Origin of the sequence: Halomonas salinarum, from assembly GCF_012062845.1 — a bacterium.
In the GTDB taxonomy this organism is placed as follows: Bacteria; Pseudomonadota; Gammaproteobacteria; order Pseudomonadales; family Halomonadaceae; genus Onishia; species Onishia salinarum.
Window position 1 is genome coordinate 1 of the sequence record NZ_WWNB01000012.1, and the last position, 15,571, is coordinate 15,571.

The 15,571-nt window shown below is 57.8% G+C and carries 14 protein-coding genes; 6 read left to right on the forward strand and 8 right to left on the reverse strand.

Going from position 1 to position 15,571, the window contains the following annotated elements; translation table 11 throughout:
• A partial coding sequence (locus HF027_RS15490) for a hypothetical protein (RefSeq protein WP_209316434.1) occupies positions 1 to 239 on the forward strand: 239 nt, incomplete at its 5' end.
• A gap of 87 nt (positions 240 to 326) precedes the next feature.
• A complete protein-coding gene (gene gmhB, locus HF027_RS09730; RefSeq protein ID WP_168015199.1) occupies positions 327 to 965 on the forward strand; it encodes a D-glycero-beta-D-manno-heptose 1,7-bisphosphate 7-phosphatase in 639 nt (212 codons plus the stop codon).
• Positions 966 to 1,101: 136 nt separating this feature from the next.
• On the opposite strand, the gene gyrB is transcribed toward gmhB, so the two are convergent.
• The 4 genes from gyrB to dnaA all read right to left on the reverse strand — a co-directional run bounded on the left by gyrB (position 1,102) and on the right by dnaA (position 7,334).
• The gene (gene gyrB / locus HF027_RS09735) at positions 1,102 to 3,522 is read right to left on the reverse strand and encodes a DNA topoisomerase (ATP-hydrolyzing) subunit B (RefSeq protein ID WP_168015201.1); all 2,421 of its coding nucleotides are present in this window, start codon (positions 3,520 to 3,522) and stop codon (positions 1,102 to 1,104) included.
• A gap of 3 nt (positions 3,523 to 3,525) precedes the next feature.
• The gene (gene recF / locus HF027_RS09740) at positions 3,526 to 4,635 is read right to left on the reverse strand and encodes a DNA replication/repair protein RecF (RefSeq protein WP_168015203.1); all 1,110 of its coding nucleotides are present in this window, start codon (positions 4,633 to 4,635) and stop codon (positions 3,526 to 3,528) included.
• Between the two features lie 64 nt (positions 4,636 to 4,699).
• Positions 4,700 to 5,803 (reverse strand): DNA polymerase III subunit beta, encoded by a 1,104-nt coding sequence (dnaN, locus tag HF027_RS09745; protein ID WP_168015205.1) that lies wholly within the window; start codon positions 5,801 to 5,803, stop codon positions 4,700 to 4,702.
• Positions 5,804 to 5,864: 61 nt separating this feature from the next.
• Entirely contained in the window at positions 5,865 to 7,334 is a 1,470-nt protein-coding gene (gene dnaA / locus HF027_RS09750; protein WP_136254741.1) for a chromosomal replication initiator protein DnaA, read from the reverse strand.
• 557 nt (positions 7,335 to 7,891) lie between these two features.
• Between dnaA and rpmH the strand changes: the two genes are divergently transcribed.
• From rpmH to mnmE, 4 genes are all read left to right on the forward strand, one after another.
• On the forward strand, positions 7,892 to 8,026 hold the full coding sequence (gene rpmH / locus HF027_RS09755; protein WP_136254740.1) for a 50S ribosomal protein L34: 135 nt from the start codon (positions 7,892 to 7,894) through the stop codon (positions 8,024 to 8,026).
• Positions 8,027 to 8,039: 13 nt separating this feature from the next.
• Positions 8,040 to 8,417, forward strand: coding sequence for a ribonuclease P protein component (gene rnpA / locus HF027_RS09760; protein WP_168015207.1), 378 nt, complete (start codon positions 8,040 to 8,042; stop codon positions 8,415 to 8,417).
• 111 nt (positions 8,418 to 8,528) lie between these two features.
• Positions 8,529 to 10,226, forward strand: a complete 1,698-nt coding sequence (yidC, locus tag HF027_RS09765) for a membrane protein insertase YidC (protein WP_168015209.1) — start codon at positions 8,529 to 8,531, stop codon at positions 10,224 to 10,226.
• A gap of 100 nt (positions 10,227 to 10,326) precedes the next feature.
• Positions 10,327 to 11,700, forward strand: coding sequence for a tRNA uridine-5-carboxymethylaminomethyl(34) synthesis GTPase MnmE (gene mnmE, locus HF027_RS09770; protein WP_168015211.1), 1,374 nt, complete (start codon positions 10,327 to 10,329; stop codon positions 11,698 to 11,700).
• A 138-nt stretch (positions 11,701 to 11,838) separates the two neighbouring features.
• Here the strand turns inward: mnmE and HF027_RS09775 are convergent, their stop codons facing one another.
• The 4 genes from HF027_RS09775 to rdgB all read right to left on the reverse strand — a co-directional run bounded on the left by HF027_RS09775 (position 11,839) and on the right by rdgB (position 15,267).
• A complete protein-coding gene (locus HF027_RS09775) occupies positions 11,839 to 12,705 on the reverse strand; it encodes a 23S rRNA (adenine(2030)-N(6))-methyltransferase RlmJ (protein ID WP_168015368.1) in 867 nt (288 codons plus the stop codon).
• An 86-nt stretch (positions 12,706 to 12,791) separates the two neighbouring features.
• Complete coding sequence (locus tag HF027_RS09780; RefSeq protein WP_168015213.1) at positions 12,792 to 13,463, reverse strand: YiaD family glycine zipper/OmpA-like lipoprotein; 672 nt, start codon at positions 13,461 to 13,463, stop codon at positions 12,792 to 12,794.
• Between the two features lie 41 nt (positions 13,464 to 13,504).
• On the reverse strand, positions 13,505 to 14,671 hold the full coding sequence (hemW, locus tag HF027_RS09785) for a radical SAM family heme chaperone HemW (RefSeq protein WP_168015215.1): 1,167 nt from the start codon (positions 14,669 to 14,671) through the stop codon (positions 13,505 to 13,507).
• Positions 14,668 to 15,267 (reverse strand): RdgB/HAM1 family non-canonical purine NTP pyrophosphatase, encoded by a 600-nt coding sequence (gene rdgB / locus HF027_RS09790; RefSeq protein WP_168015217.1) that lies wholly within the window; start codon positions 15,265 to 15,267, stop codon positions 14,668 to 14,670. Before rdgB ends, hemW begins: the two co-directional genes overlap by 4 nt.
• Positions 15,268 to 15,571: the final 304 nt, after the last annotated feature.

Here is a 15,571-nt window from a genome sequence, read left to right on the forward strand (position 1 = left end):
CGGGCGACAGCACCTCGGAGAGGCTGGAGAAATCATCGGGCACCGCCTTGGCAATGGCATCGATGGCGTTGCTGAAATGCATGGACCTTCCCGTGTCAGTGTACCTGACAGGGAAAGGTCTCATGATTAGCTTATTGAAGGTAGGCTTAACTGACTGGCATTACGCCAATTCGGCGGGCTTTTTTGCGTCTCGCCTGCCATGCGGTGAGAGGTTTCACGTGAAACACTTAAAAGTGTGAAGGGCGGATTGATCTACCCGCACGTTGTTCCATGTGAAACACACTCCTACACTAAAATCTTGAGCCTACTCACTGAGACATCTCATCATGCCCATTGCACCGAAACTTGTGATTCTCGACCGTGATGGCGTTATCAATCAGGACTCGGAACACCACATAAAATCCCTCGATGAGTGGATCCCCTACCCGAGCGCCATTGATGCCATGGCTCGGTTGACGAGAAATGGCTGGACCGTGGCCGTGGCCACTAACCAGTCCGGCATCGCCCGCGGCTACTTCGATGAATCGGTGGTGAATACAATCCATACACGCCTCACGTCGCTAGTCGAGGCTGCTGGTGGGAAAATCGACAAAATTGTCTACTGCCCACACGGCCCGGATGACCACTGCCTGTGCCGAAAACCCAAGCCCGGCCTGCTGGAAATGATCCGCGATCATCTCGAGCTTGAAAAGCTTGAGCATAGTTGGATGGTAGGCGATAGCCTTCGTGATCTTCAGGCAGGAGAAGCGCTGGGATGTGAAAGCGTGCTGGTGCGGACCGGCAAGGGAAGAGACACCGAGGACAAGAATCAAGGCCTGGAAAGCGCCATGATCTTCGATGATCTGGCAGCCTTCGTGGCATGGCTGGTGAACGAAGACGCCGCGATCAGCAGCACAACGCCTCGACCGGAGCGTGATGATGTGGACGTCCACCCAGCTGAGGGGACGTCTTCGCCAGCTTCCTAGCCACGCTACACCACAAAAATGAGCACATCATGAACGCAAAGAGGCCGGCATATTATGCCGGCCTCTTTCGTTTGCTAGCTAGCCATACCATGTTTCACGTGGAACATATCAAGGTGGCACTAGGCGTTAAACCAGATCATATATCCAGGTTAGCCACCAAGGCGAAGCGCTCAATGAAGTCACGACGGGGCTCGACTTCGTCGCCCATCAGGGTATTGAACATCATGTCGGAAGCCACCGCATCTTCGATGGTGACTCGCAGCATACGCCGCGTATCAGGGTTCATGGTGGTATCCCAGAGCTGGTCGGGGTTCATCTCACCCAGACCCTTGTAGCGCTGGATGGAGAAGCCACGCTGGGCCTCTTTCATCAACCACTCAAGCGCATCGTAGAAGGTGGTAATCGGCTGCTGGCGCTCGCCGCGTGATACATAGGCGCCCTCTTCCAGCAGACCCTCCAGTGTATCGCCAAGACCGGTCATCGCGTGATAGTCGGCGCTACGGAAGAAATCCATGCCCCAGACGTAATCAGTGGAAACCCCGTGGGCGGTTAGCGTCACTCCCGGCAGGAAAAGACCTCGCTCCGGATCTTCCTGAAGCTCGAAGGTATAGCGCGGCCCACCCTCGTAAGCGATCACCGCATCCATCTCAACCTGTAGCTGATCGATCCAGCGCTGCATCAGAGCACGGTCCTTGAGGCTTTCCTCACCCGCCAGGCTCTCGGCATGCACGATTTTTCTCAACACCTCGCTCGGATAGACGCGAGCCAGGCGGTCGATGCGGTTCATGACATCACGATACTGATTAACGAGGGCCTCAAGATGCTCGCCACTGATCCCCGGCGCATCGGCGTTAACGTGAAGTCCCGCACCATCCAGCGCCGTCGTGGTCAGGTAATTGACCAATGCCTGCTCATCCTTCAGGTAGCTTTCCTGCTTGCCACGCTTGATCTTGTAAAGCGGGGGCTGAGCGATGAAAACATGACCACGTTCAATCAGTTGCGACATCTGACGGAAGAAGAAGGTCAGCAACAAGGTGCGGATATGCGAGCCATCCACGTCGGCGTCGGTCATGATGATGATCGAATGGTAGCGCAGCTTGTCAGGATTGAACTCTTCCCGACCAATACCACACCCCAGCGCCGTGATCAGAGTGCCGACCTCAGCTGAAGACAGCATCTTGTCGAAGCGCGCCTTCTCGACGTTAAGGATCTTACCCTTGAGCGGCAGGATCGCCTGCGTACGACGGTCCCTGCCCTGCTTGGCGCTGCCACCCGCCGAGTCACCCTCGACCAGATAGAGCTCAGAGAGGCTCGGGTCCTTCTCCTGGCAGTCAGCGAGCTTACCAGGCAGTCCCGCGATATCCAGGGCCCCCTTGCGGCGGGTCATATCACGCGCCTTGCGAGCGGCCTCACGGGCGCGGGCAGCATCGAGCATCTTGTTGACGATCGCCTTGGCCTCATTGGGCCGCTCAACCAAGTAGTCGGAAAACTGCCGGCCCATTTCCTGCTCAACGGCTGTCTTCACTTCGGAAGACACCAGCTTTTCCTTGGTCTGTGAGGAAAACTTGGGATCCGGCACTTTGACGGACACGATCGCCGTCAGGCCTTCACGGGCGTCATCGCCGGAGGTATTGACCTTTGATTTCTTGAGCAGCCCTTCAGCCTCGATGTAGTTATTGAGGCTGCGCGTCAGCGAGGCGCGGAACCCGGCCAGGTGCGTGCCACCATCGCGCTGGGGGATGTTATTGGTATAGCAAAAGATATTCTCGGCGAAGGTATCGTTCCACTGCATCGCCACCTCAACGCCAACACCATCTTCGCGCTCGACATTGAAGTGGAAGACCGGATTCAACACCGATTTATTGGTATTGAGGTGATCGACGAAGGCCTTGAGGCCACCCTCGTAATGGAAGAGCTCTTCCTTGCCGCTTCGCTCGTCCATCAGACGGATCGCCACGCCGGAGTTCAGGAAGGACAGTTCGCGCAACCGCTTGGCGAGAATGTCATAGTGAAACTCGATGTTGGCAAAGGTCTGAGGGGACGGACGGAAGTGGACGCGCGACCCGCTCTTTTCCGTCTTTCCGACCACTGACAGTGGCGAGGCGGGAAAACCGTGGTTATAAATCTGCTCATGAACCTCACCGGCACGCCAGATGGTCAGCTTCAGCTCTTCCGAGAGCGCATTGACCACTGATACCCCAACGCCGTGCAGGCCACCGGATACCTTATAGGAGTTATCATCAAACTTGCCGCCGGCATGCAGCACGGTCATGATCACTTCCGCTGCCGACACGCCCTCTTCTTCGTGGATGTCGGTGGGAATGCCTCGGCCGTTGTCGCTGACGGTGATCGATTCGTCTGGGTGGATGACAACGCGAATTTCACTGCAGTGGCCGGCCAGTGCTTCATCGATGGAGTTGTCTACCAGCTCGAACACCATGTGATGCAAGCCGGTGCCGTCATCGGTATCACCGATATACATGCCGGGACGCTTGCGCACGGCATCCAGCCCCTTGAGTACCTTGATGCTCGATGAGTCGTAAGCCTGTTCGCTCATTGACTACTCCGTCGTGAAGTCTTTCATTCCGTATGCCGCCAGCCGGCCATGTTCCACGTGAAACATTTCCACTGGCGTTGTCGACTGCCATACCCCGGACAGGACCTCGGGGTCGACAGTAGTAATAAATACTTGGCACTCCATGCGCTCCAGCCAGCGGCAGAACACTTGGCGATGTGCGGCATCGAGTTCGGCTGGCAGATCATCGATCAAGTAGATGCAGGTCCGCCCTGTTGCCTTTTCCAGGAGCCGACCCTGTGCCAGTTTCAGCGCACTCACCACCAACTTCTGCTGGCCTCGCGATAGCACCTCGGCCGCAGGCCGACGCTGAATACGAAGTTTCAAATCCGCTCGTTGCGGACCCTGCTGGGTAAAACCCATCTGGCTGTCGCTTTCACGTCCCTGCTGAAGCACTTCAGCCAGTGTGCGTTGGCGATCCCAGCCGCGAGAGTAGCGAAGACTCAATCCCGGCAGTGATAGCAACTCGGCTAGGGTATCTTCAAAGACCGGGAGGAAAGCATCCATGTATGCATGTCGTAACGCATCAATTCGCTCACTCCACTGCGCCAACTCATGGTCCCAGACATCCAGTGAACGACCGTCAATTCTATCACGCCTGAGCAACGCATTCCGATGTTTCAGCGCCCGCCGCACACGGCGCCAAGCGTCGAGGAAGTCATGTTCCACGTGAAACACACCCCAGTCGAGAAACTCACGACGTGAGGAAGGGGAACCTTCCAGCAAGCGGAAAGCATCGGGATTAATGAGTTGCAGCGGAAGGGCTTCGACCAGCTGAGCGACTCGCGCCACCCTTTCACCGGCCATTTTCATCTCAAGCTCGGACTGATCACGGCGACGGCGTATCCCTAACGGTAGCGGCGGATCGCCCGCCAGGCGACCATGCAGCATCATCGCCTGATCGTCATGGTCGATGGCATGCTTGAGTTGCTGGGTCCGGAAGGAGCGTCCCATACCGAGGATGTGGATACCCTCGAGGATACTGGTCTTGCCGCTACCATTGGCCCCGATAATGATGTTGATCCCTGGCCGGGGTGCCATTTCCAGATTGACCAGGTTGCGAAGGCCCCTAAAGGCGAGACGGTCGAGGGTCATGACATGCTTTCCGGGTTAATGCCCGATGTGACGGGCATTAACCGTGGCGCAGAACAAGAAGAAATCAGAGGCGCATCGGCATGACCACGTACATGGCATCGCCGCCACCCGGCTCTTCCATGAGGGCACTGCTATTGGGGTCAGCCAAGGTCATCTGGATGCGATCTTCGTCGATAACTCCAAGCACATCAATAAGATAGCCGACGTTAAAGCCGATCTCCAGGGCCGGGCCGCTATACTCGATAGCGACGTTTTCTTCGGCCTCTTCCTGCTCGGGATTATTGGCCATGACGCGCAGATTGCCTTCTTCGAGGTGCAGCCGAACACCACGATATTTCTCGTTGGAGAGAATTGAGGTGCGCGACAGGACCTGACGCAGCTCGGCACGGTCTGCAATGAACACCTTGTCGCCGTTGCGCGGGACCACACGCTCGTAGTCCGGGAACTTGCCGTCAACCAACTTGGAGGTGAAGGTAAACTCACCGGTGTGAGCGCGCACGTGGGTTGAGCCAAGCGTCAGACTGACCGGCTCGTCACTGTCATCGAGCAGGCGCGACATCTCGAGCACGCCCTTGCGCGGCACAATCAGTTTCTGTGCCGGCTCGACCTCGATATCCGCCGAGCGCGAGCAGACGGCGAGACGGTGGCCGTCAGTCGAGACAGTGCGCACCAGGTTGGAACGCAGCTCCAGCAGCATGCCATTCAGATAATAACGTACGTCCTGTTGCGCCATGGCAAAGGACGTCGAGTCAATAAGATGCTTGAGGGTGCCTCGCGGCAGGCTAAGTTCAGCACTGCCCTGGCCGTCCTCGATATTGGGGAACTCCGCCACCGGCAATGTCGACAGCGTGAAACGCGAACGACCGCTTCGCAGCACGGCGCGCCCGTCTTCCAGAACGAACTGGATCTCTGACTGCTCGGGTAGCGACTTGCAGATATCCATCAACTTACGCGCCGGTACCGTGGCCGAACCAGGCTCATCGACCTGAGTCGGCGCCGTCCGTCCAATCAGCTCGACTTCGAGGTCGGTACCCGTCAAAGCCACCTGGTTATCCTGGACCTGGATCAGCACATTGGAGAGTACTGGCAAGGTCTGGCGACGCTCGACCACACCGGCGACCAATGCCAGAGGCCGCAGCAGGGCTTCCCGGGAGATGGAAAATTTCATGTGTGCTCCACTCTTGTCCTGAATTCGATGACGTGATGCAAGGCTAACCGGTCGGCGGCCATCAGCTGGTCAGCAGACGCAACAGGTTCTTGTAATCTTCGCGGATATCCGCGTTCTCTTCCTGCAACGCCTGCACCTTGCGGCAAGCATGCAGCACCGTCGTATGATCACGCCCGCCAAAGGCATCACCAATTTCCGGCAGGCTGTGATTGGTGAGCTCCTTGGCCAGTGCCATCGCCACCTGACGGGGACGCGCCACCGACCGCGAGCGCCGCTTGGAGAGCAGATCAGACAGTTTGATCTTGTAGTACTCGGCCACGGTGCGCTGAATGTTATCCACCCCCACCTGCTTGTCCTGCAGGGCCAACAGATCCTTCAAGGACTCACGGATGAAATCCTGAGTGATCGTCTTGCCCATGAAGTGGGAGTCAGCGATGACCTTCTTGAGCGCCCCTTCGAGCTCGCGAACATTGGAGCGAATCTTCTGGGCAATGAAGAAGGCCGCATCATGAGGCAGGTCGACCTTCGCCTGGTCAGCCTTCTTCATCAGGATCGCGACCCGCGTCTCAAGCTCCGGCGGTTCGATGGCAACCGTCAATCCCCAGCCAAAACGTGACTTCAGTCGTTCCTCTACCCCACTGATTTCCTTGGGATAACGATCCGACGTCAGGATCATCTGCTGACCGCCTTCGAGCAGCGCATTGAAGGTATGGAAGAACTCTTCCTGAGAGCGCTCCTTACCCGCGAAGAACTGAATATCATCGATCAGCAGGGCATCCACGCTGCGATAGAAGCGCTTGAAATCATTGATGGCATTAAGCTGCAGTGCCTTGACCATGTCGGCCACGAAGCGCTCGGAGTGCAGATAAACCACCTTGGCATTCTCACTCCGCCCGGCCAGCTGGTTGCCCACCGCGTGCATCAAGTGAGTCTTACCCAGACCTACGCCGCCATACAGGAACAGTGGGTTATAGGCGCCACCCGGATTTTCCGATACCTGGCGAGAAGCGGCTCTGGCCAGCTGGTTGGATTTGCCCTCGACAAAGGTCTCGAAGGTGAAGTTGGGATTCAAGCCAGTCTGGTGCTTGAGGCCGCCCTCGACCTGCACCTGACGCGAATTGCCGGCAGGCCGCTTCGGCCCCTCGTCTCGCATGCGGTCGATCTCACGCTCATCGGCGAAATCGCCCCGCGGCGGTGTATGCACCGCAGGCGAGGCCGGCTCCTGACGCGAGCCAGCGGAGACCGGCGTACCCAGGTCGCGCGGCTGGGGGGCCGGCGCCGCCCGTCGGCTACCGACCGTCAGCGACACCTTGGGTGGCTTCGCCGGTGACAACTCACGCATGAGTTCATTAATACGCTTGGCGTATTTGTCACTGACCCAGTCACGCACGAAGCGATTGGGTGCCAACAGGCAAAGCTCGTTGGACTCTCCATCTTCCGCCTGCAAGGGACGGATCCAGGTATTGAACTGCTGGGAGCTCAGTTCGTCCTGCAGGTAATCCAGACATTGTTGCCAAAGAGCGACAGACACGCGACCTCACCAACCGGTTGACGAAAGACACGCATTGTAGCGTCCGAGGCCTAGGTTATCCACATGACGCAGCATCGATTTCGCCCTGTGGACAACCTTGCGGTTGTCCCCTTGAGAAACGCTGTGCAAAACGGGGAGTTCCATGGTGCTGTGGACAGGTGCCACTTCTGTCAGCAGCTTATCCCCCGAATGCACGCATGAGGTTGACCGCTTTCCCACAAGCTTGTCGTCACGATAAAGAGTTGTAATAGATAGCTTATAATGACTTATCCACAAATATTGTCCCCACCATTAATAACAGCATTAGTAAGAAGATCTAATAATAGTTATTAAAGGGGGCTGCGGTTGATGACCAAGGGAGGACTGGCACACCATGCTTGGCCTCACCTTCGACGGCGACACGAAAAAACCGCTCGAGATCGCCGGAAAAATTGCACCCCGGCGGCGAATTCACTAGAATTCCCGGTCTTGAGCCGAATCTACCCGGGTTCCCCGTCGGAGCCAGGGCTTCGCCAATTTGACGTCATGTCCAATTAACCACGTGGGAATCAATAGTTATGAAACGCACTTTTCAGCCGAGCGTTCTCAAGCGCAAGCGTAACCATGGCTTTCGTGCACGCATGGCCACCAAGAATGGCCGCGCCGTCATCGCACGCCGCCGTGCCAAGGGTCGCAAGCGTCTGAGCGCGTGATCTCAGATTGCACTTGCCCCATCAGGATTTTCCCCGGTCGCTGCGCCTGCTGAACGCCGGGGATTATCGACATGTCTTCGACCATGCATCACTCAAGGTTCACGGTAAGGGAATGCTGGCTCTCGCCTGCACCAATCCGCTGGGCCACCCAAGAGTTGGCATGGTGTTCAGCAAGAAGACCGTGCGTCGAGCCGTCGACCGCAACCGTCTTAAGCGCCTCGTGCGTGAATCCATTCGTCACCAGCAGCATCGCCTACCTGCCGTGGATATCATTGTCCTGGCTCGGCGTGGCGTTCATGAGCTGGATAATGACACTCTGCATCGCCAGCTCCATGGCATGTGGCGGCGTCTGGAAAAAGACGTTCGCAAGCAGTCGACCTCGTCGTCCTGATCGGGCGCACCGGCGATCCTCAAAGCCTGCCCCCGGCAGGCTTTTGTGTGTATTCACGGGGCAACAATCGCTGCACTGCAGAATGTTCATTTTCCATCGGGCAGGACCCTCATGGACGTAAAACGACTCCTATTGCTGATCCCCCTCGCCGTCCTGGCCTATCTGCTGGTCGTACAGTGGAACCAAGACTATGGTCAGGTCACCACCGAAACCCAGGCGCCTTCGGTCGCCAACAGTGGTCAGCCCACCGAGCAGGCTCCCCGTGATGAAACGTCGGGCCTTTCGGCACCGACCACATCCAGCCAGAATGCGGCATCGGATCTCGGTGGTGACATGGGCACCCCAGCCGCGCAAAGCAACAGCCGCGCCCTGGTCGCTGTCACCACTGACGTGCTTGACGTACGCATCGACCCGCAAGGCGGTGATATCGTCTATGCGGCCCTGCTCGATCACAAGCTGACCAACAACTCTGACCAGCCCTTCGTACTGCTTTCCGATAATGGAAATCGCAGCTTCGTCGCCAAGTCGGGCCTGCAGCTCGAAGGTCACGAAGGCAGGATTGCCTTCACGCCAAGCCAGACCGAGTATCAATTGAGCGAAGGCGAAGACAGCATTGCTGTCGAGCTGGATGCTGTGGTCAATGGCGTGGACGTTACGAAACGACTGACCTTCGAGCGCGATACTTACGCTGTCAAGGTCAACTACTTCCTCAACAATGATCGTGGCGAGCCGGTCAGCGCTCGCTTCATTGGTCAGTTAGCCCGTGACAACAGCGCCGACCCGAGCACCGGCTCCGGGCTCGGTATGCAGTCCTACATGGGAGCGGCCTATTCCTCGCCGGAGAATCACTACCAGAAGGTGGACTTCGAGGAGATTCAGGAAGGCAGCTTCAACAACCGTGATGTCGAGGGCGGCTGGGTTGCCATGATCCAGCACTACTTCACCACGGCCTGGGCCCCCGAGCAGAACCAGCAGAACCTCTACTACGCTGCCACCGACTCTCGTGGACGCAACGTCGCCGCCTTCGCGAGCCCACTGCAGACGCTGGCACCGGGCGGTGAAGCCGCCCTCGGCGCGACTGTCTACATGGGCCCCAAGGTGCAGGAGCGGCTTGAGGCTGTGGCCCCGCACCTCGAGCTGACGGTGGACTTCGGCTGGCTGTGGTTCCTGGCCAATCCACTGTTCTGGTTGCTCGACCACATCCATGACCTGCTCGGTAACTGGGGCTGGTCGATCGTGGTGCTGACCATCGTGGTCAAGCTGGTGCTGTTCCCGCTGTCTGCCAAGGCCTACAAGTCGATGGCACGCATGCGCAAGCTGGGTCCAGAGATGCAGCGTCTCAAGGAACAGTTCGGCGATGATCGCCAGAAGATGTCCCAGGAGATGATGAAGTTCTACCAGAAGGAGAAGATCAATCCTCTGGGAGGCTGCCTGCCGATCCTGATCCAGATGCCGGTCTTCATCGCGCTTTACTGGATGCTGATGGAGTCTGTCGAGCTTCGCCATGCGCCCTTCATGCTCTGGATACAGGATCTGTCGGTGAAGGATCCTTACTTCATCCTGCCAATCCTGATGGGCGCCTCCATGTTCGTGCAGCAGCTGCTCAACCCGACGCCGCCGGATCCGACACAGGCCAAGATCATGAAGATGCTGCCGGTAATCTTCACCTTCTTCTTCCTGTGGTTCCCTGCCGGCCTGGTGATCTACTGGGTGGTCAACAACACCATCTCGATCCTGCAGCAGTGGTTCATCACGCGGAACATCGAGAACGACCCAAGCGTTGGCAAAGGCATGAAGACCAAGAGCTGATCCTGGTCATCGCCACGCTCCCAGACCCCCGCCTCGGCGGGGGTCTGGCGTTTCTGCCCCTGTCACGGGACAATTTCCCGATTCTTTTACCGGAGTCACCATGGCCAGCCCTCGTCTCTATACCCAAGACACCATCGTCGCTCTCGCCACTCCGCCGGGGCGTGGGGGTGTGGGCATTGTTCGCGTCTCTGGTCCGCTGTGTGCCTCGATAGCCCAATACATGCTCAATACCCTGCCCCATCCGCGCCAGGCGCACTACGGGCCGTTCAGAGGCCAAGATGGGGTGATAGACGAAGGGGTGGCGCTGTATTTCAAAGACCCACATTCTTTTACCGGCGAGGATGTGCTGGAACTGCAGGGTCATGGGGGGCCGGTGATCATGGACCTGCTTCTGGAGTGCTGCGTCCAGCAAGGCGCTCGATTAGCCCGTCCCGGCGAATTCTCGGAGCGCGCCTTCCTGAACGATAAACTGGACCTGGCGCAGGCCGAGGCCATCGCTGACCTGATCGATGCCAGCTCACGCAGCGCCGCCGAGAACGCTCTGCGCTCGCTGCAGGGCGAATTCTCGACCCGCGTCGATGCGCTCGTTCAACGGCTGATTGAGCTGCGAATATACGTTGAGGCCGCTATCGACTTCCCTGAAGAGGAAATCGATTTCCTGGCCGATGGCAAGGTCGCGGCGATGCTTACCTCTGTCAAGGAAGAGCTTGCCAGAGTGAGGGCCAGTGCCGGCCAGGGTGCGCTGATGCGCGAGGGCATGAGCGTGGTGATCGCCGGTCGACCCAACGCCGGCAAGTCGAGCCTGCTAAACGCCCTGACCGAGCAGGACACGGCAATCGTCACCGATATCGAGGGCACGACCCGAGACGTGCTGCGCGAGCATATCCATCTGGATGGTATGCCGCTGCACGTGATTGATACCGCGGGTCTTCGCGACACGCCGGATGCCGTTGAGCAGATTGGTGTTGCCCGTGCCTGGGCGGAGATCGAGAAGGCCGACCGGGTGCTGTTGATGGTCGATGCGGGCGCGAGCGACGCCACTGACCCGATGGCTATCTGGCCGGAATTCGTCGCCCGTCTCGCCGACCCCTCTCGACTGACGCTGGTGCGCAACAAGGTTGATACCAGCCAGGAAACACCCGGGATCGACTTATCCACAGCCACGCCGGTAGTACGCCTCTCGGCCAAGACCGGAGAGGGTGTGGATAACCTGAAAGAGCACTTGAAGACGATAATGGGGTTTTCTGCCACCACTGAAGGCCGCTTTTCAGCCCGTCGCCGCCATCTGGATGCTCTGGATCGCGCGACCTCGGCGCTTGAGAATGGCGAGGCTCAGCTGGCGGGCTTCGGGGCAGGAGAACTATTGGCCGAAGACCTTCGTGACGCTCAGCAGTCATTGGGCGAGATTACCGGCGAATTCACTGCCGACGACTTGCTTGGCGAAATTTTTGGCAGTTTCTGCATCGGTAAATAACGGCTTGGGATGACCTGCTACCCGTCTAGTTACCCCGGTAGCGCCATCTCTGCGATGATGTCAGGGCCGGGGGGGGGCACCTCCCTTCACCGCGAGTGAACCGTTAACCTTTTCGAACCTCATACCGTGCGTGAGCCCTTACTCACCTACCCACCAGTCGCTCTCATGACGCCCCTTTGGAGCGAGACGGGAACGAATCAGTGACATTGTCTGATTCACTATTTCATCGAGGCCCCAGGGGGGATTCATCACCAGCATGCCGCTTCCATACATGCCATGGGATGCCGCACCAGGATCCTGGAGAATGAACTCGCTGCGCCATAACTTGCGAATTCCGGCCCGCTTCACTTCATCGAGCAAGCCATGATGACGCCCCGCCGGTAGCAGTGGATACCAGATCATCACCACCGCATGACGGGCCTTGCGGCTCACCTCGGCAAGCGTGGCGGCCACCTCGGCATATTCCTCCTTGCGCTCGTAACTTGGGTCGATGAGCACGCACAGGCGTGGCGTAGAAACCGGTAGCCGCTTTCTGAGCCCGTCCAGACCATCGCCGTGGATGCGTCGTGCGTTGTCAGGCAACGCCTGTCCCCTGAGATGATCATGCTCTTTTGGATGGAGCTCGAAGAGGCTAAGCCGATCCTGCGAGCGCAATGCCTGCGTGAGCCACCAGGGTGAGCCTGGATAGACCGAGAGCCGCGGCTCACTGTCGGGGCTTACCTCGCGCTGAGCCAAATCAAGTCCATCGAGCCATTCCCCAAGCAACGCATCACTCTTGCGCAGTACTTCACGCGCTTCCCAGAGCGGTGCTGCCCCCCGACGATACTCTTCTAGCTTGCGGGTTTCCTCGGCGTTCAGGGGATAACGTCCGCGACCGGCATGGGTATCGACATACGTAACGGAAGATTTCTTACGTAATAAATGACGTGTTACGGCAAAAAGCGTCAGGTGCTTATGAACGTCGGCAAAATTGCCGGCATGGTAGGCATGCTGATAGGCAAGCATAGAGGAATCCATGAAAAAGACCCGCGAGCTTAGTGGCAAGCGCGCGGGTCAGTGTGGCGCCTGCCGGAGCAGGCGTCAGGTGGGCATCATTGCTGTTGCATCGGGGTCAGCGTGATTTCGACCCGACGGTTCTGGGCTCGGCCCTGCTCGGTATCGTTACTGGCCACCGGCTGGTTTTCACCATAGCCGGTCATCGACAGGCGAGCGCCCGGAACACCGGTTTGTGCCAGGTAGTTACCCACTGCAGAGGCACGGCGCTCGGAGAGTTGCTGGTTGTAGTCCGCCGCACCCGTGCTGTCGGTATGGCCGGCGATGTTCACGCGAGTCTCCGGATACTGCTGGAGTACATTGGAGACATCATTCAGTGCCGTCTGTGCCGCAGGCGTCAAATCACTGGAGTCAAAGGCAAAGGTCACGCTGCTCGGCATGTTGAGGATGATGTTATCGCCCTGGCGATCGACACCGATCCCGGTCCCCTGCATGCTCTCGCGCAGCTCGGCCTCCTGACGATCCATGTAGGCGCCGATACCGCCACCAGCGGCAGCGCCGGCCGCCGCACCAATCAGCGCCCGGTCACGGCTGCTGGAGCCACCATCGCCACTTGCCATGCCGGCCAAGGCGCCCACGGCGGCGCCAATGGCGGCGCCCGTGCCTGTCCTGTTGCTCTGGGTCTCACCGGTATTGGGATTAGTGGTGGTACAGCCCGTCACCATCAGGGCAGCCGCTAGCGGTACAGCGAAGCGAATAGATTTTTTCATGCGGTTCACACTCCTTTAGGTCGCGACCTCATCATTCCGAATTAGTCGTCTCCGACCATAGCCAAGAGATCATTAAGAAACAACAAGCCCTGCGGAGAAGCGCGCAGATGCGCGGGATCTTCCACAAGTAATCCTTTATTTCGCGCTTCGGCCAGCTGCTGCTGAAGGATGGGGAGCGAACGCCCGGTGTGTCGTGTCCAGGTATCGATAGGAACGCCATCAATCAGACGAAGGGCATTCATGGCGAACTCGAGTACTAGATCCTCTTCGGGGATACGCTGGTGACCGGCCACGAAGCCGCGTGGATCATTCAGGCGACGCAGGTAAGCCTCGGGCTGTCGGCTCTTCCAGCGGCGCTCGATTTCAAGTCCTTGTGCTCCTTGACGACTTAGCTTGCCGTGAGCGCCGGCACCAATGCCCAAGTAATCGCCGAAGGTCCAGTAGTTGAGATTATGGCGGGCTTCGCATCCTGGACGGCTATAGGCCGAAATTTCATAACGAACATAACCGGCTGACTCAAGCTTTGCATGCCCCTCATCCTGGATGTTCCAGAGCGTTTCTTCCTCGGGCAGGGTAGGAGGATGAGAATGAAATTCGGTATTAGGCTCAAGCGTCAGCTGATACCAGGATAAATGTTCGGGACCCAAGGAAAGCGCCTGGTGAAGATCATCCTGAGCTAACAGGGGATCTTGCCCTGGCAGGCCATGCATGAGATCGAGGTTGATATTATCAAATCCCGCGGCGCGGGCCTGTTCAAAGGCATGCTTGGCATCGCCGCCGCTGTGGATGCGCCCTAATGCGGCCAGCTGGGATGACTGGAAGCTCTGTATGCCCAGCGACAGTCGATTGATACCCGCGTCCCGATACCCCTCAAAGCGGTCATGCTCGACGGTCCCGGGATTCGCTTCGAGGGTGATCTCGATGTCTTCTGCAAACGGCAGCCTGAGACGAAGCTCGTCAATGAAACGCCGATAGAAATCAGCCGACATCAGGCTCGGCGTCCCGCCCCCTATGAAAATGCTGACCAGTTCACGGCCCGCGGCCAGAGGCAAGTCAGCGTCAAGATCCGCTAACAACGCCGCCAGGTAGTCGGCTTCTGGAAGCTCGGCTCCATAGCCCACGCCATGCGAGTTGAAGTCGCAATACGGGCACTTACGAACACACCAGGGCACGTGGACATACAGCGCGAGGGGAGGGAGCAGATTCATGTCGCCAGCTGCTCCAGCAGTGCCTGCATCGCGAGGCCACGGTGGCTAAGCCGATTTTTCTCATCACCATCGAGCTCAGCAGCTGAGCATCCCCATTCTGGCAGCCAGAAGAGGGGATCATAACCGAACCCTCCTTCTCCACGTAGTGATGTCAGAATCTCGCCTTCCCAACTACGTTGAACGATCAAGGGAACGGGGTCTTCAGCATGACGCAGATAGACCAGCACGCACCAATAACGTGCTGTGCGCTGGTTTACAGGCACTTCTGTCAAGGCATCGATCAGCTTGTGATTATTGGCGTCATCACTCTTTGGTTCACCCGCATATCGGGCGGAATAGATACCGGGAGCACCGTTCAAGGCATCCACCGCCAGGCCAGAATCATCGGCGAGGGCGGGCAACCCACTGATACGACATGCTTCGCGAGCCTTTAGCAGTGCATTCTCAACGAAAGTGAGTCCGGTTTCCTCTACCTCAGACACCTCGTACTCACTCTGTGGATGAACGGCATACCCCAGGGGAGACAGAAGGCGGTGGAACTCCTGCAGCTTGCCACTATTCCCACTGGCCAGCACCAGACGTTGCGTAGTCCTCATTGATCCGACTCCATCTAGAAAATCCGGTCCATGTTACCCCTCAACGTGAGGCAGAAACACACAGGGAAGCGGTCGCGGCTGAAAGAAAGCATGAGCAGAATCATTAAAAAGAATTAACGAATTAGGCGTTTGATGGTGGCGATAGCTGAAAATTCACTCAATAATGATATCTAGAGGTATCAGGAAAAAAATAGAGCTATCTATAACCACTTGATCATAAAGGAGTTTGTTTGGGGGAAAAGGGCTTCTTCTCAACACCTGCACTGAAACCTAAAACTCAAGAATGTAACGGAACTTTACAAAG

What these genes read in the sequence shown, in the direction of transcription:
- HF027_RS09775 (WP_168015368.1), bottom strand. Translation starts at nt 12,705, where the DNA reads ATGCTTGCCTATCAGCATGCCTACCATGCCGGCAATTTTGCCGACGTT.
- mnmE (WP_168015211.1), top strand. Translation starts at nt 10,327, where the DNA reads ATGGCCAGCCCTCGTCTCTATACCCAAGACACCATCGTCGCTCTCGCC.
- recF (WP_168015203.1), bottom strand. Translation starts at nt 4,635, where the DNA reads ATGACCCTCGACCGTCTCGCCTTTAGGGGCCTTCGCAACCTGGTCAAT.
- rdgB (WP_168015217.1), bottom strand. Translation starts at nt 15,267, where the DNA reads ATGAGGACTACGCAACGTCTGGTGCTGGCCAGTGGGAATAGTGGCAAG.
- rpmH (WP_136254740.1), top strand. Translation starts at nt 7,892, where the DNA reads ATGAAACGCACTTTTCAGCCGAGCGTTCTCAAGCGCAAGCGTAACCAT.
- yidC (WP_168015209.1), top strand. Translation starts at nt 8,529, where the DNA reads ATGGACGTAAAACGACTCCTATTGCTGATCCCCCTCGCCGTCCTGGCC.
- gmhB (WP_168015199.1), top strand. Translation starts at nt 327, where the DNA reads ATGCCCATTGCACCGAAACTTGTGATTCTCGACCGTGATGGCGTTATC.
- dnaN (WP_168015205.1), bottom strand. Translation starts at nt 5,803, where the DNA reads ATGAAATTTTCCATCTCCCGGGAAGCCCTGCTGCGGCCTCTGGCATTG.
- HF027_RS09780 (WP_168015213.1), bottom strand. Translation starts at nt 13,463, where the DNA reads ATGAAAAAATCTATTCGCTTCGCTGTACCGCTAGCGGCTGCCCTGATG.
- hemW (WP_168015215.1), bottom strand. Translation starts at nt 14,671, where the DNA reads ATGAATCTGCTCCCTCCCCTCGCGCTGTATGTCCACGTGCCCTGGTGT.
- gyrB (WP_168015201.1), bottom strand. Translation starts at nt 3,522, where the DNA reads ATGAGCGAACAGGCTTACGACTCATCGAGCATCAAGGTACTCAAGGGG.